Annotated in this window: 23 protein-coding genes and 1 pseudogene; 15 read left to right on the top strand and 9 right to left on the bottom strand. The window is 72.6% G+C overall.

Annotated features, from left to right (window positions below; translation table 11 throughout):
* The first annotated feature begins 140 nt into the window (after nt 1–140).
* The 4 genes from MDN94_RS26975 (at nt 141) to MDN94_RS26960 (ending at nt 5,370) form a co-directional block, all read left to right on the top strand.
* On the top strand, nt 141–926 hold the full coding sequence (locus MDN94_RS26975) for an electron transfer flavoprotein subunit beta/FixA family protein (RefSeq protein WP_441265833.1): 786 nt from the start codon (nt 141–143) through the stop codon (nt 924–926).
* Nucleotides 927–983: 57 nt separating this feature from the next.
* Nucleotides 984–1,946, top strand: a complete 963-nt coding sequence (locus MDN94_RS26970; protein ID WP_482728499.1) for an electron transfer flavoprotein subunit alpha/FixB family protein — start codon at nt 984–986, stop codon at nt 1,944–1,946.
* Nucleotides 1,947–2,117: 171 nt separating this feature from the next.
* Nucleotides 2,118–3,416 (top strand): DUF6986 family protein, encoded by a 1,299-nt coding sequence (locus tag MDN94_RS26965; protein ID WP_482728498.1) that lies wholly within the window; start codon nt 2,118–2,120, stop codon nt 3,414–3,416.
* 73 nt (nt 3,417–3,489) lie between these two features.
* A complete protein-coding gene (locus tag MDN94_RS26960) occupies nt 3,490–5,370 on the top strand; it encodes a serine/threonine-protein kinase (RefSeq protein WP_482728497.1) in 1,881 nt (626 codons plus the stop codon).
* Nucleotides 5,371–5,398: 28 nt separating this feature from the next.
* On the opposite strand, the gene MDN94_RS26955 is transcribed toward MDN94_RS26960, so the two are convergent.
* Nucleotides 5,399–6,379 carry a LacI family DNA-binding transcriptional regulator gene (locus tag MDN94_RS26955; protein ID WP_482729093.1) on the bottom strand — a complete coding sequence of 327 codons (981 nt, stop codon included), beginning with the start codon at nt 6,377–6,379 and terminating at the stop codon, nt 5,399–5,401.
* Nucleotides 6,380–6,603: 224 nt separating this feature from the next.
* On the opposite strand from MDN94_RS26955, the gene MDN94_RS26950 reads away from it, so the two are divergent.
* Nucleotides 6,604–7,566, top strand: coding sequence for an ROK family protein (locus MDN94_RS26950; RefSeq protein ID WP_482728496.1), 963 nt, complete (start codon nt 6,604–6,606; stop codon nt 7,564–7,566).
* A gap of 192 nt (nt 7,567–7,758) precedes the next feature.
* Nucleotides 7,759–8,245 (top strand): annotated as a pseudogene (locus MDN94_RS26945) (ABC transporter permease subunit); the annotation flags it as partial.
* Between the two features lie 13 nt (nt 8,246–8,258).
* On the opposite strand, the gene MDN94_RS26940 reads toward MDN94_RS26945, so the two are convergent.
* On the bottom strand, nt 8,259–8,438 hold the full coding sequence (locus MDN94_RS26940) for a hypothetical protein (RefSeq protein ID WP_467658499.1): 180 nt from the start codon (nt 8,436–8,438) through the stop codon (nt 8,259–8,261).
* 159 nt (nt 8,439–8,597) lie between these two features.
* Between MDN94_RS26940 and MDN94_RS26935 the strand changes: the two genes are divergently transcribed.
* A complete protein-coding gene (locus tag MDN94_RS26935; RefSeq protein ID WP_482728495.1) occupies nt 8,598–9,641 on the top strand; it encodes an NUDIX hydrolase in 1,044 nt (347 codons plus the stop codon).
* A gap of 147 nt (nt 9,642–9,788) precedes the next feature.
* Here the strand turns inward: MDN94_RS26935 and MDN94_RS26930 are convergent, their stop codons facing one another.
* Together MDN94_RS26930 and MDN94_RS26925 are read right to left on the bottom strand one after the other, a co-directional pair.
* Nucleotides 9,789–10,481: an MBL fold metallo-hydrolase gene (locus tag MDN94_RS26930; RefSeq protein ID WP_482728494.1), complete on the bottom strand. Its 693-nt coding sequence runs from the start codon at nt 10,479–10,481 to the stop codon at nt 9,789–9,791.
* Nucleotides 10,482–10,547: 66 nt separating this feature from the next.
* Nucleotides 10,548–11,912, bottom strand: coding sequence for a M20/M25/M40 family metallo-hydrolase (locus tag MDN94_RS26925; RefSeq protein WP_482728493.1), 1,365 nt, complete (start codon nt 11,910–11,912; stop codon nt 10,548–10,550).
* 146 nt (nt 11,913–12,058) lie between these two features.
* On the opposite strand from MDN94_RS26925, the gene MDN94_RS26920 reads away from it, so the two are divergent.
* Nucleotides 12,059–13,306, top strand: a complete 1,248-nt coding sequence (locus MDN94_RS26920) for a geranylgeranyl reductase family protein (protein WP_482728492.1) — start codon at nt 12,059–12,061, stop codon at nt 13,304–13,306.
* A 249-nt stretch (nt 13,307–13,555) separates the two neighbouring features.
* Here the strand turns inward: MDN94_RS26920 and MDN94_RS26915 are convergent, their stop codons facing one another.
* The gene (locus MDN94_RS26915; protein WP_482728491.1) at nt 13,556–14,005 is read right to left on the bottom strand and encodes a nitroreductase family deazaflavin-dependent oxidoreductase; all 450 of its coding nucleotides are present in this window, start codon (nt 14,003–14,005) and stop codon (nt 13,556–13,558) included.
* A 170-nt stretch (nt 14,006–14,175) separates the two neighbouring features.
* Between MDN94_RS26915 and MDN94_RS26910 the strand changes: the two genes are divergently transcribed.
* From MDN94_RS26910 to MDN94_RS26890, 5 genes are all read left to right on the top strand, one after another.
* A complete protein-coding gene (locus MDN94_RS26910; RefSeq protein ID WP_482728490.1) occupies nt 14,176–14,913 on the top strand; it encodes a TetR/AcrR family transcriptional regulator in 738 nt (245 codons plus the stop codon).
* 350 nt (nt 14,914–15,263) lie between these two features.
* The gene (locus tag MDN94_RS26905) at nt 15,264–16,496 is read left to right on the top strand and encodes a sensor histidine kinase (RefSeq protein ID WP_482728489.1); all 1,233 of its coding nucleotides are present in this window, start codon (nt 15,264–15,266) and stop codon (nt 16,494–16,496) included.
* A complete protein-coding gene (locus tag MDN94_RS26900; protein ID WP_482728488.1) occupies nt 16,493–17,158 on the top strand; it encodes a response regulator transcription factor in 666 nt (221 codons plus the stop codon). The genes MDN94_RS26905 and MDN94_RS26900 overlap by 4 nt, the downstream gene beginning before the upstream one ends.
* 114 nt (nt 17,159–17,272) lie before the next feature.
* Complete coding sequence (locus MDN94_RS26895; RefSeq protein ID WP_482728487.1) at nt 17,273–17,803, top strand: hypothetical protein; 531 nt, start codon at nt 17,273–17,275, stop codon at nt 17,801–17,803.
* Nucleotides 17,804–18,138: 335 nt separating this feature from the next.
* Nucleotides 18,139–18,876 (top strand): DUF4328 domain-containing protein, encoded by a 738-nt coding sequence (locus MDN94_RS26890; RefSeq protein ID WP_482728486.1) that lies wholly within the window; start codon nt 18,139–18,141, stop codon nt 18,874–18,876.
* Between the two features lie 29 nt (nt 18,877–18,905).
* Here MDN94_RS26890 and MDN94_RS26885 read toward each other — a convergent pair whose 3' ends face one another.
* On the bottom strand, nt 18,906–19,649 hold the full coding sequence (locus MDN94_RS26885; protein ID WP_482728485.1) for a maleylpyruvate isomerase family mycothiol-dependent enzyme: 744 nt from the start codon (nt 19,647–19,649) through the stop codon (nt 18,906–18,908).
* A gap of 46 nt (nt 19,650–19,695) precedes the next feature.
* Nucleotides 19,696–20,931 carry an MFS transporter gene (locus MDN94_RS26880; protein WP_482728484.1) on the bottom strand — a complete coding sequence of 412 codons (1,236 nt, stop codon included), beginning with the start codon at nt 20,929–20,931 and terminating at the stop codon, nt 19,696–19,698.
* Nucleotides 20,932–21,028: 97 nt separating this feature from the next.
* Between MDN94_RS26880 and MDN94_RS26875 the strand changes: the two genes are divergently transcribed.
* Together MDN94_RS26875 and MDN94_RS26870 are read left to right on the top strand one after the other, a co-directional pair.
* Nucleotides 21,029–22,243 carry an ROK family protein gene (locus tag MDN94_RS26875; protein ID WP_482728483.1) on the top strand — a complete coding sequence of 405 codons (1,215 nt, stop codon included), beginning with the start codon at nt 21,029–21,031 and terminating at the stop codon, nt 22,241–22,243.
* A 222-nt stretch (nt 22,244–22,465) separates the two neighbouring features.
* Complete coding sequence (locus MDN94_RS26870) at nt 22,466–23,296, top strand: YhjD/YihY/BrkB family envelope integrity protein (RefSeq protein ID WP_482729092.1); 831 nt, start codon at nt 22,466–22,468, stop codon at nt 23,294–23,296.
* Here the strand turns inward: MDN94_RS26870 and MDN94_RS26865 are convergent, their stop codons facing one another.
* Together MDN94_RS26865 and MDN94_RS26860 are read right to left on the bottom strand one after the other, a co-directional pair.
* Nucleotides 23,297–23,878, bottom strand: coding sequence for a DUF4865 family protein (locus MDN94_RS26865; protein ID WP_482728482.1), 582 nt, complete (start codon nt 23,876–23,878; stop codon nt 23,297–23,299).
* A 7-nt stretch (nt 23,879–23,885) separates the two neighbouring features.
* A complete protein-coding gene (locus MDN94_RS26860; RefSeq protein WP_482728481.1) occupies nt 23,886–24,473 on the bottom strand; it encodes a TetR/AcrR family transcriptional regulator in 588 nt (195 codons plus the stop codon).
* Nucleotides 24,474–24,640: the final 167 nt, after the last annotated feature.

Raw genomic sequence — 24,640 nt, 5'->3', positions numbered from 1 at the left:
TTAGCGGGAACACACTGGGTGTACTGACGAGTAATATTTCGTTCGGAGCGCGGCCCGCCCCGACCGGGATCCGCCCCATCGGACGCCTATGCTGCGTTCACAAGGCAGTCCAGTAGAGACGATGCAGTAGGAGAGCCGGCGTGAGCCTGAGGATCGTTGTCTGTGTGAAGTACGTGCCCGACGCCACCGGCGACCGGCACTTCGCCGATGACCTGACCGTCGACCGCGACGACGTCGACGGCCTGCTGTCGGAGCTGGATGAGTACGCGGTCGAGCAGGCGCTGCAGATCGCGGACGAGGCGGACGACGCCGAGGTCACCGTGCTGACCGTCGGCCCCGAGGACGCGAAGGACGCGCTGCGCAAGGCGCTGTCCATGGGTGCCGACAAGGCCGTCCACGTCGAGGACGACGACCTGCACGGCTCCGACGTCATGGGCACCTCGCTGGTGCTCGCGAAGGCGATCGAGAAGACCGGTTACGACCTGGTCATCTGCGGCATGGCCTCCACCGACGGCACCATGGGCGTGCTGCCGGCGATCCTCGCCGAGCGTCTGGGTGTCCCGCAGGTCACCCTGCTCTCCGAGGTCTCCGTCGAGGACGGCACCGTGAAGGGCCGCCGTGACGGCGACACCGCCAGCGAGCAGCTCGAGGCGTCCCTGCCCGCCGTCGTGTCCGTGACGGACCAGTCGGGCGAGGCCCGCTACCCGTCCTTCAAGGGCATCATGGCCGCCAAGAAGAAGCCGGTGGAGTCCCTGGACCTCGAGGACCTCGAGATCGACGCGGAAGAGGTCGGCCTCGAGGGCGCCTGGACCAAGGTCGACTCGGCCGCGGAGCGTCCGGCCCGCACCGCCGGCACGATCGTCAAGGACGAGGGCGAGGGCGGCAAGCAGCTCGCGGAGTTCCTCGCGAGCCAGAAGTTCATCTAGAGGCTTCGGCCCTCTACCGCCCCCTTCATACTTCGCAAGCAGGAGAGAAGAAGTCCCATGGCTGAAGTTCTCGTCTACGTCGACCACGTGGACGGCGCCGTCCGCAAGCCCACCCTGGAGCTGCTGACGCTGGCCCGCCGCATCGGCGAGCCCGTCGCCGTCGCTCTCGGCTCCGGTGCCGAGAACACCGCCGCCGCGCTCGCCGAGCACGGCGCGGTGAAGGTCCTCACGGCCGACGCCCCCGAGTTCGCCGAGTACCTGGTCGTCCCGAAGGTGGACGCGCTGCAGGCCGCGTACGAGGCGCTCTCCCCGGTCGCCGTGCTCGTCCCGTCCTCCGCCGAGGGCAAGGAGATCGCCGCCCGCCTCGCGGTCCGTATCGGCTCCGGCATCATCACCGACGCCGTCGACCTCGAGGCCGGCGACGAGGGCCCGGTCGCGACGCAGTCCGCGTTCGCCGCGTCCTTCACCACCAAGTCCCGCATCACCAAGGGCACCCCGGTCATCACGGTCAAGCCGAACTCGGCCGCCGTCGAGGCCGCCCCGGCCGCCGGCGCCGTCGAGGCGCTGACCGTGTCGTTCTCCGATCAGGCCACGGGCACCAAGGTCGTCTCCCGCACCCCGCGTGAGTCGACCGGTCGCCCGGAGCTGACCGAGGCCGCGATCGTCGTCTCCGGCGGCCGTGGCGTCAACGGCGCCGAGAACTTCGCGATCATCGAGGCGCTCGCCGACTCCCTCGGTGCCGCCGTGGGCGCCTCGCGCGCCGCCGTCGACGCCGGCTGGTACCCGCACACCAACCAGGTCGGCCAGACCGGCAAGTCCGTGTCGCCGCAGCTGTACATCGCCTCCGGCATCTCCGGCGCGATCCAGCACCGCGCCGGCATGCAGACCTCGAAGACCATCGTGGCCATCAACAAGGACGCCGAGGCTCCGATCTTCGACCTGGTCGACTACGGCGTGGTCGGCGACCTCTTCGAGGTCGTCCCGCAGCTGACCGAAGAGGTCAAGACCCGCAAGGGCTGATCCGCAGGTTGTCTTCCGGCCCGGGGCCGCGCGGTGTTCGCCACCGCGCGGCCCCGGCCCGTTCCGGGGGACCATTGACGCAGATCACGGCCGCCCATTAACTTCATTCAACAGAATGTTGAATCCGTGATGCGGAAACCACGGATCCCGAAGTGTGCGGAGGGTGTGGGAATGGGTCAGCAGGAGAAGGTGGCGACGAGCCTCGCGGGCGCGGTCAGCGAGGGCATCAGCGCCTCCCTGGCGACGGTGGACGCGGAACTCGCCCGCCGCTACCCCGGGGATCCGGGCACCCGCCAGCCCGTCCACACCGTCTACGTCCCGGGCAACGACTTCGCCGCCGGCACGATCCGCTCGTGGGGCGACCAGGCACTCACCGCACTCGACGAGCACGCGCCCGACGCCCGCACCTTCGCGGGCGTCCTCGGCCTCACGGACGAACTCGCGGAGCCCGTGTACACGCGCGTTCGCGCCAAGCTGGAGCGCGAGCCGATCGAGGACCTGCGTGTCGACTTCGAGGACGGCTACACGGGGGCCGGTGGGGCCGATGAAGACGCAGCCGCCGCACGCGCCGCGCGGCTGATCTCCGAGGCGTACGAACAGGGCACCGCCGCCCCGTACATGGGCATCCGGATGAAGTGCATGGAGGCCGCCGTACGCGACCGGGGCATCCGCACCCTCGACATCTTCCTCACCGGCCTGATGGAACGCGGAGGACTGCCCGACGGGCTCGTCCTGACCCTGCCCAAGGTCACCTACACCGAGCAGGTCACCGCCATGGTGCGACTCGTCGAGGAGTTCGAGAAGGCGCGCGGCCTGGAACCCGGCCGCATCGGCTTCGAGATCCAGATCGAGACGAGCCAGTCGATCCTCGGCGCCGACGGGACCGCCACCGTCGCCCGCATGATCGACGCGGCCGAGGGACGGGCCACCGGACTCCATTACGGCACCTTCGACTACAGCGCCTGCCTCGGCGTCAGCGCGGCCTACCAGTCCAGCGACCACCCCGCCGCCGACCACGCCAAGGCCGTCATGCAGGTGGCCGCAGCCGGCACCGGGGTACGTGTGTGCGACGGGTCCACCAACGTGCTGCCCGTCGGACCGACCGAGAAGGTCCACGACGCCTGGCGGCTCCACTACGGCCTCACCCGTCGTGCCCTCGGTCGCGCCTACTACCAGGGCTGGGACATGCACCCCGGCCACCTTCCCACCCGGTACGCCGCCGTGTTCGCGTTCTACCGCGAGGGCTTCGAGCAGGCAGCGGCGCGCCTCGCCGCCTACGCCGGCCACGTCGGCGGCGACGTCATGGACGAACCCGCCACCGCCAAGGCGCTCAGCTCCTACCTGCTGCGCGGCATCGACTGCGGAGCCCTCGACGAGGCGGAGGTCACCCGACTGACCGCCCTCGACCGCGCCGGTCTCGACAGCTTCGCCCGGCCGCGGCGCGGCGACCTGACCGCCACAGCCGGATAACACCCGGCCTCGGCACCGCGCTGGCCCCTCTAGTCTGTGATCCGTCACTTCCGGAGCGAGGAGCGGGGCAGCGGTGTCAACGGGGGAGAACGAGCGGCTGGCCGGGCGCTACCGGCTGGTCGAACAACTGGGCCGCGGCGGCATGGGCGTCGTCTGGCGGGCGGTCGACGAGGTGCTCGGGCGCGAGGTCGCCGTCAAGGAACTGCGCACGTACACCGACTCGTCGGCGCCCGAACTGGCCGACCTGACCGTGCGGATGCAGCGCGAGGCGCGGGCCGCCGCCCGCGTCCGGCATACCGGGGTCGTCGCCGTCCACGACGTCGCGGAGCACGAGGGCCGGCCGGTCATCGTGATGGAACTCGTCGACGGCCCCTCGCTCGACGACGTGCTGAACACCCGCGGCGTGATGGACCCGAGAGAGGCGGCCGGCATCGGCGCGAGGGTCCTCGAGGCGCTCGCCGCCGCGCACCGCGCCGGCGTGCTGCACCGGGACGTCAAGCCCGGCAACGTCCTGCTGGACCGCTCCGGCCGTATCGTGCTCACCGACTTCGGCATCGCGGCCATGGACGATCCCGGCGACGGTTTCACGTCCCGTCTCACCCGCAGCGGCGAGATCGTCGGCTCCCTCGACTACCTGGCACCCGAGCGTGCCCAGGGCCACGATCCGGGCCCGGCCTCCGACGTGTGGGCGCTCGGCGCCACCCTGTACGCGGCGGTCGAGGGTTCGTCGCCGTTCCGCCGCACTTCCACCTGGTCGACGCTCACCGCGATCGTCGTCGAGCCGCTGCCGGAGTCCCGGCGCGCCGGTCCGCTCGGGCCGGTACTGCGGCAGTTGATGCAGAAGGATCCGGCGCAGCGGCCGGACGCCGAAGCCGCGGCGCGGATGCTGTCGGCCGTCGCAGCCGGTGAGGATCCCGCCGGACACACGGCGCCGCTCGTGCCCCCGCCGGACGGACCGCGGGAACAGGCGCCGCCCAGGATCCCGACCGTGCTCGACGCGGCGCCGTACCAGCCGCAGGGCTTCGGCCCTGCGGAGTCCGGGCCTGTCGCGGGCGGTGCGGTGCCCGGATCCGAGGCGGCGTACGGGCCGCCGGGACCCGGTTCCGCAGGCAGTGCGATGCCCGGCCTCGGGGAGTCGTACGGTCAGTCGGCAGCCGGCTCACCGGTGGCGGGTGCCGCCGGATCCGCGGAGCCCTTCGGACGTACCGACGGGCGGCCGGTCCGGCCCGGTCGCGGCAAGGTGATGATCGCCGCTGCCCTCGCCGCGGTCCTGCTCGCAGGCGGCGGCGTGACATACGGGCTCGTCGGCAACGACGGCAGCAGCATCGGCGGCGGACTCGCGGGCGGCGAGGCCGCGGGCCCCTCCGCCGCAGCGGGCCCATCCGGTGACACGCCGGGCACCAGCCCGGCGGGGGAGCGGTCCCCGACCACCGGCAGCGAGACCGACGACAAGGGCAGGGACAGGAGGAAGTCACCGTCGCCTTCCTCGAAAGCGCCCGTGCCGGGCGCCTCGGCGGCCGGATCGGAGTCCGGAGGATCGACCGGCGGCAGCGGGAGCGACGGGGCCGGCGGCTCCGAAGGCGCCGCGTCCCCGGGTTCCACGGGCGGTTCCACCGCAGGGAGTTCGACCGGAGGGGCCGGTACGACGGGCGGCGGCGACGCGGAGCCCGCGCCGGCGTGCCACGCGATCGGCGCCGGCAAGTACAACTGCCAGGTGTGGAAGACCGCGCACTCCTACAACGACGGCGGCGCCCAGGTCGGTGTCCTGAACGCGGGCATCAACTACTTCTACTGCCAGGCGAACCTCGGCCGCCGTGAGACCTCCGGCGAGTGGACCAATGTCTGGTGGGCCAGGACTGACGACGACAGCGGCAACCGCAACGTCTGGGTGAGCGACGTCTACGTCCAGGGCGGTGCCAACGACGATCCGGTACCGGGCCTACCCGTCTGCTGACCCCCTGCCGTCCCCCGGGCCCGCCCGGTCAGGACGGCGGCGGGATCTCGCCGGAGCCGCGCGGCACGAGCACCGTCTCCAGTGCCACCTGGACCGGCTCGTCGTTCACGCCGTCGAGCCTGCGGAACAGCCGCTCCGCCGCGGTGCGCCCCAGCGCCGCGGCGTCCTGGGCTATGACCGTGATCCCGAGCAGGTCCGCGAGCTCGATGTCGTCGAACCCGACGAGGGCGACGCGCTGGTCGTGCCCGGCGAGGACCCGTACGGCGGTCACCGTCACCCGGTTGTTTCCGGCGAAGACAGCGGTGACCGGCTCCGGGCCCGCCAGCACCGACTTCACGGCATCCTGGACCCGCTCGGGAGCCGTCGAGCCGAGGGCCACCCACGAGTCGTCGATCACCAGACCCGCGTCCTCCATGGCGGCCCGGTAGCCGCGCAGCCGCTCCACGGCGGTGTGGATGCGCGGCTGGTCGCCGATGAAGGCGATACGGCGGTGGCCGTGGGCGATCAGATGCGCCACACCGGCCCGCGCGCCCCCGAAGCTGTCGGACAGCACCACGTCCGCGTCGATCCGGCCCGGCGGACGGTCGACGAACACCGTGGCCACGCCCGCCTTCATCTCCGGCTCCAGATAGCGGTGGTCGTCGCCCGCCGGAATCACGATCAGGCCGTCCACCCGGCGCGCGCACAGGGCCAGCGCCAATTCCTGCTCCCGCTCCGGGTCCTCGGCGCTGGAACCGTTGATGAGCAGCGCCCCGTGGGCCCGCGCGACCTCCTCGACCGCGCGGCTCAGCGGACCGTAGAACGGGTCGGCGAGATCCTCCAGAACGAGGCCGATCGAGGCGGTACGGCCCTTGCGCAGCACACGCGCGCTGTCGTTGCGGCGGAACCCGAGGGACTCGATCGCCTCCTGCACCCGGCGCTCCGTGTCCGGCGTGACACCCGGCTCGCCGTTGACCACCCGCGACACCGTCTTCAGCCCGACACCGGCCCGTGCCGCCACGTCCTTCATCGTGGGCCGGTTCCCGTAGCGGGGCTCGGGGCCGCGGGGGCCGCCCGGAGGCGTCGGGGGACGGGTCGAATCGGCCACAGTGCGCTGTCCTTATGGGTCTGGCGGTCACGTTCTTCGTATTTGTAGCGTGTGGCGTCGAGCATAGGCCCTGGACAACGTTGTCAGGGGAATGGAGACTGTTATGGAAACCGCAGGTCCGACAGCTCCCGGGGGATCCCGTACCGATGCATAACAGCCTCGTCGCCGCTCTCGACATCGGCGGCACCAAGATCGCCGGCGCGCTGGTGGACGGCAACGGCGCGATTCTCCACCGCGCCCAGCGCCCCACCCCCGCCCACGACGACGGCGAGACGGTGATGCACGCGGTCGAGAACGTCCTGGCCGAGCTGACGGCCTCACCGCTGTGGGCCCCTGCCACGGCGCTCGGCATCGGCAGCGCCGGCCCGGTCGACGCCTCCGCCGGTACGGTCAGCCCCGTCAACGTGCCCGGATGGCGTGAATTCCCCCTCGTCGAGCGGGTGTCGCACGCCGTCGGCCGCCACCTGCCCATCACCCTCGTCGGCGACGGCGTGGCCATGACCGCCGCCGAACACTGGCAGGGCGCCGCACGCGGCTACGACAACGCGCTGTGCCTGGTCGTCTCCACCGGCGTCGGCGGCGGCCTGGTGCTCGGCGGCAAGCCGCACGCCGGACCGACGGGCAACGCCGGGCACATCGGCCACATCAGCGTCGACCTCGACGGCGACCTGTGCCCCTGCGGCGGGCGCGGCTGCGTCGAACGCATCGCCAGTGGACCCAACATCGCCCGCCGGGCTCTCGAGAACGGCTGGCGGCCCGGTCCCGGCGCAGACACGTCCGCCGCAGCCGTCGCGGAGGCGGCGCGCGCCGGCGACCCCGTCGCCACCGCCTCGTACGAACGCGCCGCCCAGGCGCTCGCCGCCGGGATCGCCGCCGCCGCCACGCTCGTCGAGATCGAGATCGCCGTGGTCGGAGGGGGAGTGGCCGGGGCGGGCGACGTCCTGTTCGGCCCGCTGCGGCGTGCGCTGCGCGACTACGCCGCGCTCTCCTTCGTCCAGCGGCTGACCGTCGTGCCTGCGATGACCGGCACGGACGCCGGGCTGGTGGGCGCGGCGGCAGCGGCGATGCTGGGGCGGGGGGAGGCGGCGGTGCCGGCGGGGCGTGGCTGAGTGGGGGTGGTCCGGTAGGGGGTGACGTCCCTGCGGGGCGTGTCGCCCCTTCGGGGGCGGCCGGGCAGGTGGTGCGCCTCGCGGGGCTTGGCTTGTGTCGTCCTTGCATGGCATGGCCCCGGTGAGGGGGCGTTGCGATCCTGCGGGGGAGGGGTGCCCCGCCCCTCCCCGCCGGACGGGCTCTTGTCTCTCACCGCGGACGACCTGCTGCTCCAGCAGGTCGTCGTCACCCCGCCGTGCGTGCTGTTCCACCGCGTCCCGCTGCCCTACCGGATGTCCGACTCGATGACGATGCTCGACTCGTAATGGGCCGTGTTGCTCGTGCAGACCGGCTTCCGGGCCGGGTCCTACGTCTTTGTTCTCGCCAACTTCATGCGCACCCTGCCGCAGGAGATCCTCGAGGCGGCGACCGTGGACGGCGCGGGCGTGTGGACCCGGTACGGGCGGGTCACGCTGCCGCTGTGCCGGCCCGCGCTCGCGGCGCTGGGCACGCTGCAGTTCACCTGGATGTACAACGACTTCCTGGGGGCGCTGGTCCTCGTCTCCTGGAGTCCGTGAAGAACTGGCCGCGCAGGTTGTTCAGTGCCGAGGTGATGGGCAGCTTGTCGCCGTCGTCGTCTTCCTGCTGCTCCAGCGCAACTTCATCGCCGGGCTCACGCTTGGCTCCACCAAGGGCTGAGCCCCGACGGCCGTCACCAGTCCCGCTCCGAGCTCTGCTGCTGCGGCACCACGACCAGGAACGCGTCCGAGTCCAGGTCCATCACGACTTCCGCGGCCAGACCCTCGTTCCTGCGGTGGCGGGCGTACTCCTCCGCCTGCCGACTGCCCCGCGGATCACCCGCCGGGAACTTCTCCAACACTGTGCGGCGCATGACGCACTCCCTCGTCTCTCCCGCTCCAACGACGGTCCCCGGCAGGTGTCACGGCCCGGCCACAGTTGGAGTGCCTGACCGGCCAACCGGTTCCGGTACCGCGTTTGCGTGGCAGGGTGTTGCGGGCAATCCACTGTGGGCTACGGAAGAGGGGGACCCGTGATCGTCTGGATCAACGGTGCGTTCGGAGCGGGCAAGAGCAGTACCGCACGCGAACTGATCGACCTGATCCCGAACAGCACTCTGTTCGACCCCGAACTGATCGGCGCGGGCATGCGCCACCTACTGCCGGCCAAGCGGCTGGCCGAGGTGGGTGACTACCAGGACCTGCCCATCTGGCGGCGGCTCGTGGTCGACACGGCGGCCGCCCTGCTGGCCGAGCTGGGCGGCGTGCTGGTGGTGCCCATGACCCTGCTGCGCCAGGACTACCGTGACGAGATCTTCGGTGGCCTCGCCGCTCGCCGGATAGCGGTGCGGCATGTGCTGCTGGCACCTGCTGAAACGATTTTGCGCGAGCGGATAGCCGCCCGTGAAGCATTCCCGGGCGACGCGGAGGAGAGCGAACGCGTCCGCCGGTGGGCCGTCGGCAACATCGAGCGCTATCAGGCCGCGCTCGACTGGCTCGCGGGCGACGCGCACGTGATAGACAACAGCCGCGTCGGCGCCCGGGCGGTCGCCGCAGCCGTCGCCGAAGCCGTACGCACGGGCGCGGCACCGGTCAGCGATATCGTCCAGACGCCCGAACCCGAGGCCGAGACCCTCGCCGCCGGTGTACTGCTCTTCGACGCACACGAGCGTGTGCTCCTCGTCGACCCGACCTACAAGCCGGGCTGGGAGTTCCCCGGCGGCGTCGTGGAGAGCGGCGAGGCACCCGCCCGCGCGGGTATGCGGGAGGTCGCGGAGGAACTCGGCATCGAACTGGCCGAGGTGCCCAGGCTGCTCGTCGTCGACTGGGAGCCGCCCAAGCCGCCCGGCTACGGCGGACTGCGGCTGCTGTTCGACGGCGGCCGGCTCCCCGATGGCGATGCCGGACGCGTACTGCTCCCCGGTTCCGAACTGCGCGGCTGGAAGTTCGCCACCGAACAGGAAGCGGCCGCCATGCTCCCGCCCCACCGTTACGAGCGGCTGCGCTGGGCGCTGCGGGCCCGCGAGCGGGGAACGGTCCTCAACCTGGAGGCGGGCGTCCCGGTGGGCGGCTCCTGACGGCCCACCTCCCCTGACGGTGGACGCCCGTGGTTCACCGCCCGTGACGGTGCCGGTGTGCCCGCCGGACCCCGCGACCGGGAGGAGCGGACGTGAGGCGGCCTCCGCCGGCGCGTCGCACGACCATCGTGCCGCCGGCCGCCGGCCTCAGAAGGTGGCCGCCTCCGCCGCGGCCAGCAGCATCGCGGCCGAGTCCTCGGTGAGCGGCTCACCGTGCCCGAAGCAGACCGTCGAGGGCGCGAGCGACGCGAGGCGGCGCATCGACGCCACCGCCGCCGCCCGGTCCACGTTGAACACCCCCAGCATCACCTCGCCGACACCGGCGACGCAGTCGCCCGTGAACAGCACCCCGTGGGCCGGCAGATGGAGGCCGATCGAGCCGTCGGTGTGCCCGGGGGAGTGCACCACCCGGGCACCGTCACCGAAGTCCAGCACGTCGCCGTCCTCCAGTTCACGGTCCACCCGGGTGGGCGGCGCCGGCGGCACGGTCAACCCGTGCTCGTACAACGAAAGCTCCCAGTCCAGCAGGACCGGTTCCGGAACCGGCTGGACGCCCCGGACCACCGGCGCGTCCAACCGGTGCGCGAGCACCTCGGCGCCGTATCGCTCCGCCAACTCCCCGGCCGCGCCCACATGGTCGCGGTGGCAGTGCGTCAGGACGATCCGCCGGACACGCGCCGGGTCCAGCCCGGCGCCGCGCAGCGCCTCCTCGATCAGCGGTGCGCAGCCCGCCTGCCCCGCGTCGACCAGCGTGAGATCGTCACCGTCGCGCCACACGTACGCCTGGCCGATCGGGAAGCGGAACATGTGCAGCCGGGGAGACACCTGGATGAAGTCCATGCGGCGAACCTACGCAGGCGCACCTGCCCGCCGCACGCGTCTCTGCTCTCGGCAGATCTGTGGAGGTCAACTCCGCTTCGACCGGGCGTAGTTGCCGAGGAACAGCGCCTCCGTGACCGACATCCGCTCGAGCTCCGAGGGCGACACGCTCTCGTTGACGGCGTGGATCTGCGCCTCCGGCTCGCTCAGGCCGATCAGCAGGATCTCCGCCTCCGGGTAGAGAGCGGCCAGCGTGTTGCACAGGGGGATCGAGCCGCCCATGCCCGAGGCCTGCATCTCCTCACCCGGGTACGCCACCTTCATCGCCTCGGCCATCGACGCGTACGCGGGGCTCGTCACATCCGCACGGAACGCCTGCCCCTGGCCGATCTGCTCGACCGCCACTCGCGCGCCCCACGGCGTGTGCGCCTCCAGGTGCGCTGTCAGCAGCTTGTTCGCCTCGGCCGCGTCCTGGCCCGGCGGCACCCGCAGGCTGATCAGCGCCCGCGCGGAAGCCTGCACCGACGGCGTCGCGCCGACCACGGGCGGGCAGTCGATGCCCAGCACGGTCACCGCGGGCCGGGCCCAGATCCGGTCGGCGATCGTGCCTTCGCCGATCAGACCCACCCCGTCGAGCACCTTGGCGTCCCTGCGGAAGTCCTCTTCCGGGTAGGCGAGTCCGTCCCATGTCGCGTCCGCCACGAGCCCGTCCACGGTCGTCGAGCCGTCCTCGTCCCGCAGCGAGTCCAGCACCCGGATGAGTGCGGCCAGCGCGTCCGGGGCGGCGCCGCCGAACTGCCCGGAATGCAGATTGCCTCCGAGGGTGTCGATCCGCACCCGCAGCAGCGTCATGCCGCGCAGACTCGCCGTGACCGTGGGCAGGCCGACACGGAAGTTGCCCGTGTCGCCGATGACGACGGCGTCCGCGGCCAGCAACTCGGGGTGGGCCTCGGCGTACTGCTCCAGACCGCCCGTGCCCTGCTCCTCCGAGCCTTCCACGATCACCTTGACGTTCACCGGCACGCCGCCGTTGGCCTTGAGGGCGCGCAGCGCGAGCAGGTGCATGATGAAGCCGCCCTTGCAGTCCGCGGCACCCCGTCCGTACCAGCGGCCGTCCCGCTCGGTCAGCTCGAACGGAGGTGAGATCCACGCCGCCTCGTCCAGCGGCGGCTGCACGTCGTAGTGCGCGTACAGCAGCACGGTCGGGGCGTCGGCCGGGCCGCGCAGGAAGCCGTAGACGGACTGCGTGCCGTCCGGGGTGTCCAGGAGAGCCACGTCCGTGAAGCCCTCCGCGGTAAGGGCGCCCGCCACCCATGCGGCCGCTGCCTCGCACTCGCTCTTCGGGAACTGCGCCGGGTCCGCGACCGACTGGAACGCCACCAGCTCCGCGAGCTCCGCCTTGGCGCGGGGAAGCAGCGACGCGACGGTTTCTGCGATCGGTACGGCGGTCATGGGCACGCTCCTCGAGGGCACGACGTTGTGCGATGTGTGTACGGCGAATGTGTGGTCGATCCTCCCACAAGGGATGGGAGGCGACCGCGCCGTAGGATGCCGTCGAGAGCTTGGGCCACAGGTCGGATCGGGAGCAGAAGTACATCGTGAGCAGCGAGAACGATGCCACCGGAGCAGAGGCGGCAAATGAGCTTGGCGACCCCGTGTGGGACGTCGTCGTGGTCGGCGGAGGGCCCGCGGGGGCGTCGGCGGCCTACGCGGCGGCGGTGACCGGCCGCAGAGTGCTTCTGCTGGAGAAGGCCGAACTGCCCCGCTACAAGACGTGCGGCGGGGGGATCATCGGACCGTCCCGCGACAGCCTGCCGCCCGGCTTCGAACTGCCGCTGCGTGACCGGGTGCACGCGGTGACCTTCTCGCTCAACGGCAGGCTGGCCCGAACCCGCCGCTCCAAGCGGATGCTCTTCGGGCTCATCGACCGCCCGGAGTTCGACGCCGGTCTCGTGGAGCAGGCACAGAAGGCCGGAGCGGTGCTGCGCACCGGCGCGACGGTGTCCCGCGTCGAGCAGCACGGACCCGCCGTGCCGGACCGGCGCACGGTCGCCGTGGTGCTGTCCGACGGGGAGACGGTCCTGGCGCGCGCGGTCGTCGGCGCCGACGGCAGTGCCGGCCGGATAGGCGCACATGTCGGTGTGAAGCTCGACCAGGTCGATCTCGGGCTCGAGGCGGAGATCCCCGTCCCGGCGACGGTCGCGGAGGACTGGGAGGGCCGGGTCCTCATCGACTGGGGCCCGATGCCCGGTAGTTACGGCTGGGTGTTCCCCAAGGGGCGGACGCTGACGGTCGGTGTGATCTCGGCCCGCGGCGAAGGGGCCGCCACCAAGCGGTATCTGGAGGACTTCATCGCGCGGCTGGGGCTCGCCGGCTTCGAGCCCGCGATCTCCTCCGGCCACCTGACGCGCTGCCGCAGCGACGACTCGCCGCTCTCCCGCGGCAGGGTCCTGGTCTGCGGCGACGCGGCCGGGCTCCTCGAGCCGTGGACGAGGGAAGGCATCTCGTTCGCGCTGCGCTCCGGACGGCTCGCGGGGGAGTGGGCCGTGCGGATCGCGGAGGCCCACGACGCCGTCGACGCGCGCAGGCAGGCGCTGAACTACGCGTTCGCCGTCAAGTCCGGGCTCGGCGTCGAGATGGCGGTCGGGCGGCGGATGCTGTCCGTCTTCGAACGGCGGCCGGGACTGCTGCACGCGGTCCTGACCGGCTTCCGGCCCGCATGGAAGGCGTTCGCGGACATCACCCGCGGGTCCACGACGCTGGCCGGCCTGGTGCGCACGCACCCGCTGGCACGGCGTGCGCTGGATGTCCTGGACAAGCGGGCGGCGTCGCAACTCACACCGTGAACACTCCCGGCCGGGCCCCGTGGCCCGCGGGCGGTCCGGCCCGGGAGGCGGTTCACTTCCGGCGCCGGAGGCCCCGCCGGCCCGGGTGCGCCAGGTGTCCCGGTCTGCGCGCGCTCCGGCCGCGGCATGCGGCCCCGGCCGGGCCCTGTGAGTTGCCCCGGCCACCGTGAGGCCCGGTGCGTCGGCCGCCCCGGTGCGTCGCCGGTCCGGACGCTCCTTCGGCGCTGGGTGCCGCACGTGTCCGCGCGGTCAGCCGGTGACGGTGATCCGGAAGACGGGATGCCGGTGGGCCGCCGCGAGGAGCTCATCGTCCGTGGACCGGGCGTCGACACCTTCGAAGAAGCGGCCGACCTCCCAGCCCCAGCGCTCGAGGTAGGTGCGCAGCAGCTGCGGCTTCTGCTCGTCGGGCAGCTCCACCGCCGTGAACCGCTGTGTCTTCCGGCCGACCTTGAGCTGCCCGCCGCCGGCGGCGCGGAGGTTGCGGACCCACTGGGAGTGGCCACGGGCGGAGATCAGGTACGGGCCGCCCTCGTAGGGCAGCGGGTTGACGGGGATCGCGCGCCACTCCCCGCTGGTCCGGCCGCGTACGGAGAGCTCCGCCGTGCCCATGAGACTGATGCCCCGGCGGGCGAGCCGGCCGACCACGTTGTTCAGGATGGTGTCGAACCGGTTGGGCTTGATGTAGTGCGCCTGCGGCATGGCGTTCTCCCCTGTGCTGGACCGGTTCGTCCGGTGCCCTGTTCGTGACCGGTGCTTCTCTTCGAGAGCGGTGCTCTCGCTTGAGATCAGTGTGCATGCTCGGCCTCGGCAAGGCAAGAGCACTGCTCTCGTTGTTGGCTGCTGCTCTCGAACGTGACAGAGTGTCCGCCATGAGCACCATCCGAGGGGCCAGGGAACGGGCCCGCACCGAGATCACCGCTGCCATCAAGGACGAGGCCCGCGCCCAACTCGCCGCAGAAGGCGCGGCCAAGCTCTCCCTCCGCGCCGTCGCCCGCGAACTCGGCATGGCCTCCTCCGCCCTCTACCGTTACTTCCCCAGCCGCGACGACCTGCTCACCGCCCTGATCATCGACGCCTACAACTCCGCCGGTGCCGCCGCAGAGTCGGCCCTCGCCGCTGCCCCGCCCTCCGCCGGCCACTTCGCCCGCTGGACCGCGGCCTGTGCCGCGGTACGTGCCTGGGCCCTCGAGCACCCGCACGAGTACGCCCTTGTCTACGGGTCACCCGTCCCCGGCTACAGCGCACCCGAGGACACCATCGCCGCGGCCTCCCGCGTCCCGCTCGCGCTCGTCTCCGTGGTCCGCGACGCACACCGCACGCATGGTCTCGCGCTGCCGCCGCTGCCGGCCGGGCTGCGCGCGGAAGCGGAGCGCATGGCCGCGGACATCGCCCCCGACCTGCCGCCGCCCGTCGTCGCCGCGATGGTCGCCGCCTGGTCGCACGTCTTCGGGACGATCTCCTTCGAGCTCTTCGGCCACTTCAACAACGTGGTCGCGGACCGGGAGGCCTTCTTCGAGCACACCGTCACGCGTATCGCCCACGAGGTGGGACTGCGCGCCGAGGCCGGCGGCCCGTCGTCGCTAAGCATCCGCCCGCGCGGGGCCTGACGCGGTATCCGCCCGCGCGGGGCCCACAGCGCCGGAACGCGACGCGCGCCCACGGTTTCCGGGATCCGGCCCCGCTCCGGGGTCCCGGCGCCGGCCGCGCGAACGGGAGGGGGCCACGCCCTCATGCGCCGCCCGCACGTCGCGCCTCCCCGCACGCGGACCCATGCGCCCGTGCATCGCGCCCCCGCCCACATGCGCCGCCCGCACGCCGCACGCTCGGCGTGCCGCTCGCACGCCGAGGCCGGGACCCCGGAGGCCGCCGCCCCACCGTTACGTACTCCCCAGGGAGTACACGTGACCGCCACGCCCGGCTGACGCCCGTGTGGACCGCGCCGGTCTAGCGTGGCCGTATGGAACAGCAGCGCACCGGAAACCACGGAGGTCCGCCCTGGTCACGCGCCGGACCGCCGTGGATGCGGGCCTTCGAGGACCGGCACGACAGCGGACGCATCCCGTGGCTGTCGACCCTCGCCCTCGCCGTCTTCGTCATGGTCGGCACGGGCTTCGCCGCCGAGGGGCAGCAGGACACCCGCGAGCCGCTCGACGTGTTCGCGCGGGTCCTCCTCCTCGCCGGCCCGGCGCTGCTGCTGCTGCGCAGGCGGTATCCCGTCGCCACCGTCTTCGGCGTCTGCGCCGTCGGGCTCGTCTACTTCGCCGCCGGCTATCCGTACGGGCCGGTCTTCCTCACCATCGTCGTCGCGTGCTTCGCCGCGATCGTCGCGGGGCACCGGCGCGCCGCCTGGTGGGCCATCGGCCTGCTCTGGGCGGGGCACCTGCTGATCGCGCACTGGCTGTACCGGTACTTGCCCCCGGCGGGTGACGACGCCGCGCCCTGGGGCCAAGAGGTGTTCATCACCGCCTGGGTGGCCGCGATCGTCGCCGCGTCCGAGCTGGTGCGGGTACGGCGCGAGGTCCGGGCCCGGGAACGGGCCGAGCGCGCCGCCGCGGAACGACGCCGGGCCGACGAGGAACGGCTGCGCATCGCCCGCGAACTCCACGACGTGCTGGCGCACTCGATCTCCGTCATCAACGTGCAGGCGGGGGTCGGCCTCGCGCTGATCGACTCCGACCCGGAACAGGCCCGCAGCGCCCTGACCACCATCAAGGCGGCGAGCAAGGAGGCCCTTGGAGAGGTACGCCAGGTCCTCGACACGCTCCGCACCCCCGGCGACGCCCCCCGCGCCCCCGCACCCGGCCTCGACCGTCTGCCGGAACTGGTCGAACAGGCCGCCGGCGCCGGCCTCACAGTCGGCGTCGAGCGGGTCGGGGAACCGGCCTCACTCGCGGCCGGCACCGACCTGGCGGCCTTCCGCATCGTCCAGGAGGCACTGACCAACATCGTGCGGCACTCCGGTTCACGCACCGCCCGCGTACGGCTCGCGTACTCGCCCGGCAGGCTCACCCTGCAGGTCGACGACGAGGGGCCCGCGACCGGCTCCGACGCCGGCGGGAGCGGCAACGGCCTGATCGGTATGCGGGAGCGGGCCGGCGCGCTCGGTGGCACCATCGAGGCCGGTCCGCGGCCGGACGGCGGTTTCCGGGTCGTCGCCGACCTTCCCGTGCAGGCCAAGGAGACGCCGTGATCCGTGTGGTGCTCGCCGACGATCAGTTGCTGGTCAGGGCCGGTTTCCGGGCGTTGCTGGACGCCCAGCCCGACATCGAGGTCGCGGGCGAGGCGTCCGACGGTGAGGAAGCGGTGCGCATGGTGGGCGAACTGCGCCCGGACGTGGTGCTGATGGACATCCGGATGCCGCTCATGGACGGCCTGGCCGCCACCCGCCGGATCACCGGGGACGAGCGCCTGGCGGACATGAAGGTGGTCATGCTCACCACCTTCGAACTGGACGAGTACGTCTTCGAGGCCATCCGCTCGGGTGCCTCCGGCTTTCTGGTGAAGGACACCGAACCGGAGGAACTGCTGCGCGCGGTAAGGGCGGTCGTGGAGGGAGCCGCGTTGCTGTCGCCCGGTGTGACGCGCCGTCTGATCGCCGAGTTCGCCGCCCGCTCCAAGGGCCCCGCAGAGGCCCAGGGCCTCGGCGAACTCACGGAAAGGGAACGGGAGGTCATGGCCCTGGTCGGCATCGGCCTGTCCAACGAGGAGATCGCCCGCCGCTTGGTCGTCAGTCCACTCACCGCCAAGACGCACGTCAGCCGCACCATGGTGAAGCTCGGTGCCCGCGACCGGGCCCAACTTGTCGTCCTCGCCTACGAGTCGGGCTTGGTACGCCCCGGCTGGCTCGGCTGATGAACCGCGCGCCGCGCGGCAGCGACGCGGCTCACCTCCCGCGCCGTCCGAAGATGAGCCCCTCCGCGGCAAAATCCGGTGCCCGGAGCGGCGGTGACCTGCGACGCTGAGCCCATGACCGAGACGACCCCCTACGACGCCGACCGCGCCAGGTTCTCCCGCTCCGCTCTGGCCCGCTTGGTCCTCTGCGACCACGCCGTGGACGTTTCCCAGAGTGCCGAGGGCCTGGTTCCCACCGGCAATGACCCGGACACCGGCCCGGGCGGCCGGGTGAGCCAGGCGGCCCAGCTCGTCGAGCTCGCGGAACGCGCGCTGGCCTCGGCCGTGATCTACGAGCGTGAGCGCGGCAGTTCGTGGGGCGAGATCGCCTCGTACCTGGGCATCGAGGCCGAGCAAGCGGAAGAGCGCTTCGCCACGGAGGTCGATCGTTGGAACACGGCCTTCGACGTGCCGTACCGACTCGACGAGACGGGCCGCAAACGTATCCCTCAACTGCCAACGGCGGCGTACGACCCCGTATGGGCGTGCAAGCACCTCGACCGCTGGGCGTTCCTCCGGCACCTCGGTGTCAACGACCGGGACGCCGTGAGCTCGGGACTGGACACGGCCGCGCCCGAGGAGGGGGCCTCTCCGGTCGCGCCGTAGTGGCCTTCGTCGCAACGGTGACCCGCCGGCGGGGACGCGACGGCGATACGGACGGACCGGACCCGCAGCGGGACGTCCGCGCGCGTTGAGCCGGAGATTCGCACTGGACGGCGGGAACCGTACCGGCGTACCGTCCGCAGGCGGCCGCCTGAGCGCGTCCGCTCGCTTCTACGCGAGGGGCCTCCGGGGAGGGTTCCGGTCCGTTCACTTTCCCGGGGGGCTGCTCCGCCATGCTGTGTTCCAACTGCCGTAGCCGGACGACGACCGAGGAAGGCCGCTGTGCCGACTGCGTGTTCACCGAGGCGGCGGCAGGAACGCCGGCAGTCCCCGCGTCCTTGACCCCCACCCCGGTGCCGGCCGCCTCGCTGCTGCGCTCGCCGCTCGGGCTGGGGCGGGCCGTGACGGTCCTGCTGGGTCTCGTGGTGCTCACCGACATCGCCTCGATCGGCGCCGTCCTCAACATGCGCGCCCTGTTCGCGGACACCGGTACCAAGCCGTTCGCCGCGTACACGGTGGAGGAGGGCCAACAAGCGGACATGCTCGTGTACTTCACCACCTCCTTCCAGATGATGGCCTTCTTCGCCACCGCGTTGGTCTTCATCATCTGGTTCCACCGTGTCACGAAGAACGCGGTCCTGCTGGCGCCTGATGTGCTCACTCGCGGCACGGGCTGGGCGATCGGCTCGTGGTTCGTTCCGATCGCCAACCTGTGGATCCCCCGAAGCATTGCCGCACAGGTCTGGACGGCCAGCCGTTCACGGCCGCACGCAGGGGACGAGCACCAGCCTCGTACCCTGGTGAACCTGTGGTGGGTCGCCTACATCGCGAGCTGGCTCGCGGCGAACGCGGCGGGACGCCGCTACGCGGCGGCCGAGGCGCCGCACGACATCGTTTCCGCCACCGAGCTGCTCGTCGCCGCCGAGGTCGTCGACATCATCGCCGCCGCGCTCGCGATCCGGTTCGTCCACCGACTGACCGCCATGCAACGCGCTGCCGCAGCATCCCGACCGTCCGCACCCCTCGTCCCGGCCCGCGGCCCTGACAAGGGCCACCGGGGCGGCAGACGTCACTGATCGCGACCGCCCCGGAGCGGGCGCCGGGACTACGACCAGGTGATGCCCGACTGCTCCCGCCACAGCCGCGCCAGTCCGGCGTCACCGGTGATGGACACGGCGTCGAGGGGAAGCCGGTTCCAGAGCGTCAGATACAGGCGCTCCGCGGTGCCGCTGACCTCGCAGTCGGCGGGTCCTTCCTCCGTTCGTCCGGTACGCGGCGGCTCCGGGGAGAGCCGTACGGTCCACACGTCGCCCGTGTCCGTGGCCCTGACCCGCAGCACCCTGGGCGTCTCGGTGCGCACCCGGCTCTTGCCGCGGGCGTGGAACGCCGACAGCAGTTCGTCGACGCCGTCCACGGCGAAGTCCGGCGCGACATCGCCCGGGTCGCCGCCGGCCGCGGACTGGGCGTCCGCGCGATGGACGGCCGTCTCATGGGCCTGCCGACGTGCCCAGAAGTGGAGCGGCGACGGTGCGGGCAGGAACGACCAGCAGCTCACGTCCGGTGGCGCCTCGCTGAGCGCGCCCACCAGCAGCCCGTGGCCCTCGCGGAACCATTCGAGCAGCTCGTCGCCGTCGAGATCCGGTTCACCGCCGTCCGGGCGGTACTCGGTGCAGCCCTCCGCCACGAAGACCGTCGCCCAGCGGTGCACCATTCCCGTGTGCCGCAGCAGGTGGCGCACCTGCCACGCCGGGCAGGTGGGCACAGCGGCGTCCGGCCCCGCCTCCTCGGCGGCGAGGGCCAGCAACTGGCCCTCCTGGACGAGCGACTTGATCAGGGCAGAGGTCTCCATGACGCCGATTGTGCCAGCGGACCGCCCGGCTCTCGAGGGGGCGCCGTCAGACATTGTGCGGCCGGGCGGCGCCCGTTGCGGCGGCACCCCGAGCGCCGCCCGCGATGGCCGCCGCGCAGGCAGCCAGTAGGGCCACCGTCGTCAGCGCCACGGGCAGCGAGAACCAGTCGGCGAGGAAACCGATCGCGGGCGGGCCGAGCAGCATGCCGCCGTATCCGAGGGTCGACGCGGCGGCGACACCACCGGGACCGGCGAGCTCACCGGCCCGTCCGACGGCCACCGGGAAGATGTTCGCCAGGCCCAGCCCCGCGACGGCGAAACCGGCCAGCGCCACCCAGACCGAACTCCCGAGGGCGCCGATCAGCATGCCGGCGGCGGCGGTCGCCCCGCCGAGGACGAGCGTGCGGGTCTGGCCGAACCGTTCGAGCATCGCCGTGCCGCTGAGTCGCCCGACGGTCATGGTCAGCGCGAACAGTGAGTAGCCCGCGGCGGCGAGACCCGGGTGGGCGTTCAGGTCCTGCTCGAGGTGCAGTGCGCTCCAGTCGGCCATCGCACCCTCTCCGTACGCGGTGCACAGCGCGATGACGCCGAAGAGCACCACGAGCCGGCGGGTGCGGCCCTCGAGGCGGCGCGGCGCGGCGGACGCCGTCGGTGTCCCGGCCGTGGGCGCGGGGTGGCGGAGCAGCACGGGTCCGGCGACGGCGGTGACCAGGAGCCCGATGCCGGTGAGGGCGAGCAGGTGGACGGTGGGGGACAGCCCACCCGCGACGAGGCCGCCGAGGCCTGCGCCGAGCATGCCGCCGAGGCTGAACGCCGCGTGGAAGCCGGGCATGACGGGCCGTCGCATCGTCCTGACGAGGTCGACCGCGGCGCTGTTCATGGCGACGTTGATGCCGCCGTAGGCGGCGCCGAAGACCAGCAGCACCAGTCCGAGCGCGAGCGCGGAGTGCGTGAGCGGCGGCAGGGCCATGCTCAGGGACAGCAGTACGGCGGCGGCGACGGTGACGGAGTGGCTGCCGAAGCGGCGGCAGAGCCGTCCTGTGAGGGTCATCGTGACGACGGCGCCGGCCGACACCCCGAGCAGGGCGAGGCCGAGGTCGCTCGCGGACGAGCCGGTCTGCTGCTTGATCGCCGGGATGCGGACGACCCAGCCGGCGAAGAGGAAGCCGTCGAGGGCGAAGAAGACGGTGAGGGCGACGCGGAGGCGGGACAGGGAGACGGGGGCGGGGTCTCCGCCGGGTCCGCCCGGAACGACTGTCCGGAGTTTGTTTAGTAGCGGCACAAAGTGAGGATAGGGGGTGCGGCCGGTTCCTTTCAAGGCGGCCGGATTCGCCGTGCGGCAGCGCTCGCACCTCCGGGATCATGGGAGACTCGCCTCCATGAACGGCAAGGCGACGACCACCCGGACGAGACTCGAGAGGGGCCGCAGCGCACTCGGCCCTGCCCTGGAGCTGGTTCACACCGGACGTGCGCCGACGCGTGCCGTGCTCACGGCGGAACTCGGCGTCACCCGCGCCACCGCCGGGGCCGTCGCGGCGGAACTGGAAGCACTCGGCCTGATCCGCGTCGACTCCCGGCCCGGCGCGGCCGCCGGCTCGCAGGGCCGCCCGTCCCACCGGCTGTCCGTCGACGACACCGGCCCGGTCGTCCTCGCCGCACAGGTGCACGCCGACGGATTCCGCGCCGCGCTCGTCGGACTCGGCGGCCGGATCGTCGCCACCGCACCCGGCTGCGTCACCGTCCAGGCCGACCCCGCCCAGGTACTCGGCGAGGTCGTCGACGCCGGCGCCGAACTGCTGCGCCTCAGCGGCCGGCGCTGCGTCGGCGCCGGACTCGCCGTGCCCTCCGCCGTCGCGGAACCCGAGGGCACCGCGCTGAACCCGCTGCACCTGGCCTGGCCGGCCGGTGCTCCGGTACGGGACATCTTCGCCGAGCAAGTGAGTGCGGCGGGCATCACGGGACCCGCCTTCACCGGCAACGACGTCAACCTCGCGGCCCTCGCCGAGCACCGGCACGGCGCCGGCCGGGGCGCACAGCACCTGCTGTGCGTCGCCACCGGCCACCGCGGCGTCGGCGGCGCGCTCGTGCTCGACGGACGCCTGCACAGCGGCAGTTCCGGGCTGGCGCTCGAGGTCGGGCACCTCACGGTGAACCCGGAGGGCCGCCCCTGCCACTGCGGCAGCCGGGGCTGCCTCGATGTCGAGACGGACCCGCTCGCCTTCCTGACCGCGGCGGGCCGCAACCCCGGCCCGGAGGTCTCCCTGCTGCAGAGGGCCAGGGACCTGCTCCGCGAGCAGTACGACGACCCGTCCGTGCGTGCTGCGGCGGAGGAGCTCATCGACCGTCTGGGGCTGGGACTGGCGGGCCTCGTCAACATCCTCAACCCGGATCGCATCATCCTGGGCGGCCTGCACCGGGAACTGCTCGACGCCGACCCCGACCGGCTGCGGGCCGTGGTCGCCGACCGCAGCCTGTGGGGCAGGAGCGGCGGCGTACCGATCCTGGCCTGTTCCCTCGACCACAACAGCCTCGTCGGCGCGGCGGAACTGGCCTGGCAGCCGGTCCTCGACGACCCCTTGGGCGCGCTCGCCTGACGGCGCGGTCCGAAGGGCCCGCCGCTTCCGCCACGCATGCGCGCGTCCGCCGGTCCGGCTGCGTCCCCCGGCCGGTGGAAGCCGCTCCGCGGGCCCGGGACGCCAGGAGCACCGGGCGGCCCCGGGCCGGGCCACCCGTCCGGGGGCACACCGGCCGGTTCGGCGGCGGTTTCGGGTAGGCCACGACATGTGAGCTACGACCCCGCCCACCCGCACCGTCTTATGCGCCTGTGGCGCAAGCTGGCCGAGTCGCCGCTCGGGGTCGGCTGGAGCCGTGGCCGCCGGCTCGAACTGATGCACCGTGCCATGGGCTTCGCCGCACTCGCCTTCCTGACGCTCGTGCCGCTGCTGATCGTCGTCGCGGCCACCGACCCGGCGAGCGGCCAGGGCTTCGCCCGGTGGATGAGCCAGGCGCTGGGGCTCGCGGAGTCCTCGCAGGACGAGGTGGAGCGGCTGTTCGGCCTGCCGCGCCAGGCGCTGCAGCGGACCACGGCCTTCGGTCTCGCCGCGCTCGCCGTCTTCGGGCTCACGTTCGGCTCCGCCGTGCAGACCACGTACGAGAAGGTCTGGGACCTGCCCGCAGCCCGGTGGCACACGATGTGGCGGCATGTCGTGTGGCTGGGGATGCTGATCATCTATCTGATGATCTTCGTGAGCACGCCGCTGCCGGGCGAGTCGCTGCTGTCGGCGACGATCGGGGCCATCGGTGACCTCACGGGCACGGTGCTGTTCTTCTGGGCGTCCCAGAGGGTCCTGCTCTGCGGACGGGTCCGCTGGCGGGCCCTCCTGCCGGGGGCCGTGGCGACAGCGATCGCCCTGCTCGGGCTGCGGGTCTTCTCCCAGCTCGTCTTCTCCCCGCTGATCGCGTCGAACGCGGTGACCTACGGCCCGTTCGGCACGGTTCTCGTGGTCCAGTCCTGGCTCGTAGGAGTCGGGGTCGTCGTCTACGGCGGCGCGATCGCGGGGCGCGTCGGCCACGAGATGTGGACGAGGCGGCATCTGGCGCGCAAGCGCGGGGGGCCACACGGGAGGCAGGGCCCGCCGCATCCTTGATCACCAGTGTCTGCCGCGCCGGAGCGCCGCGCGCTGCGGCTGCGAGAGGTGCAGCACCTCGTAGCGGTCGCCGTCGGCTCCGGGCCGGTCGTCGGCCCAGAAGGTGACGTGGAGGAGCTCCCAGTGGTGCGGGTCGACGGCGAGCGCGGCGCAGACGACGCCGTCCAGCGCGGCGAGCCGCTCCGTCTCCCGCACGGCCTCGTCCACCAGCGGGGCGGGCGCGGCGCCCGGGGCCGGCGCGAGGCGCCGCCGGACGGCGGTGCGCGGACGGCCCCCAGCGGCGGGGCCCTCGTAGTAGGCGAGTCCGGCGAAGTGCCGCACCTCGGGCCGTCCGAAGTCGTCGACGATGCCCTGGAACCCGGGGCCCCACAGGAATCGGTTCATCCCCTCCGGCGCCGCCCAGAGGTACAGCGGCGCGTACTGGTTCACCGGCGAGTCCGCGCCGCGTTCCCGCACCAGGTAGGCCTTGAGACCCAGGCCGGGGAAGTCGTCGAGCAGATGTCCTCGTGTCGCGACCCGCTCGCGGATGACGCCCATGTCGTAGTCGGCGGGAAGTGTGATCTCGTACTGCATCACGTGCACGGCGCACTCACCTTCTGTCCGCGGCGGAGGGCTTCAGCAGGCTGAGCAGTCCCCTCACTCCGGCGTCGAAGGCGGCCGGAGAGCCGGAAGCGCGGGCCATTACGTAGCCGCCCTGGACGGTGGCGACGATCGTCGCGGCGATGTCGCCCGGAACGAGGGCCGGGTTCAGCTCGCCACATGCCCCGCCCTCCTCGACGATCGACGCCAGCCGCCCGCGCAACCAGCCGAGCGTCTCGTCGACCGGTGCCCGCAGCCGGTCGTCCGCGATGACGTCCGGGTCCATGGTCAGCCGGCCGACGGGACACCCGCGCAGCACGTCCCGCTGGCGCAGCAAGTAGCCGGCGATGCGCTCGTACGCGGTGCCCGGTCCGTCGAGCAACGCCGCCGCGGCCGCCCTCATCTCCTCGGCGGTGCGCCGGACGGCGGCCAGCGCGAGGTCCGGCTTGCCCGCGAAGTGGTGGTACATGCTGCCCTGGCCGGCACCGGCGAGCTGCTGGATCGCCTTCGGACTGGTGCCCACGTAACCGCGTTCCCACAGCAGCTCGCGAGTGGCCTCGATCAACCGCTCGGAAGTGCTCATGAGGCCACTGTACATACCAGTAGGTACAGTGACCAACGTCGACGGAAGGAGCCGCACGGACGCCGCGTACTCCGCAGGTGGTACGCCCACCGCCGCCGGCCGTACGACGACCCGCACCCCCCGTCGGCGGGAGCCTCGAAGCGAACAAGGAAACGCCCCCATCGCCCCCGAGGAGTGATCGA

This window comes from Streptomyces sp. WAC00040 (assembly GCF_056835925.1).
This window is presented reverse-complemented; position numbering and strand designations above follow the sequence as displayed.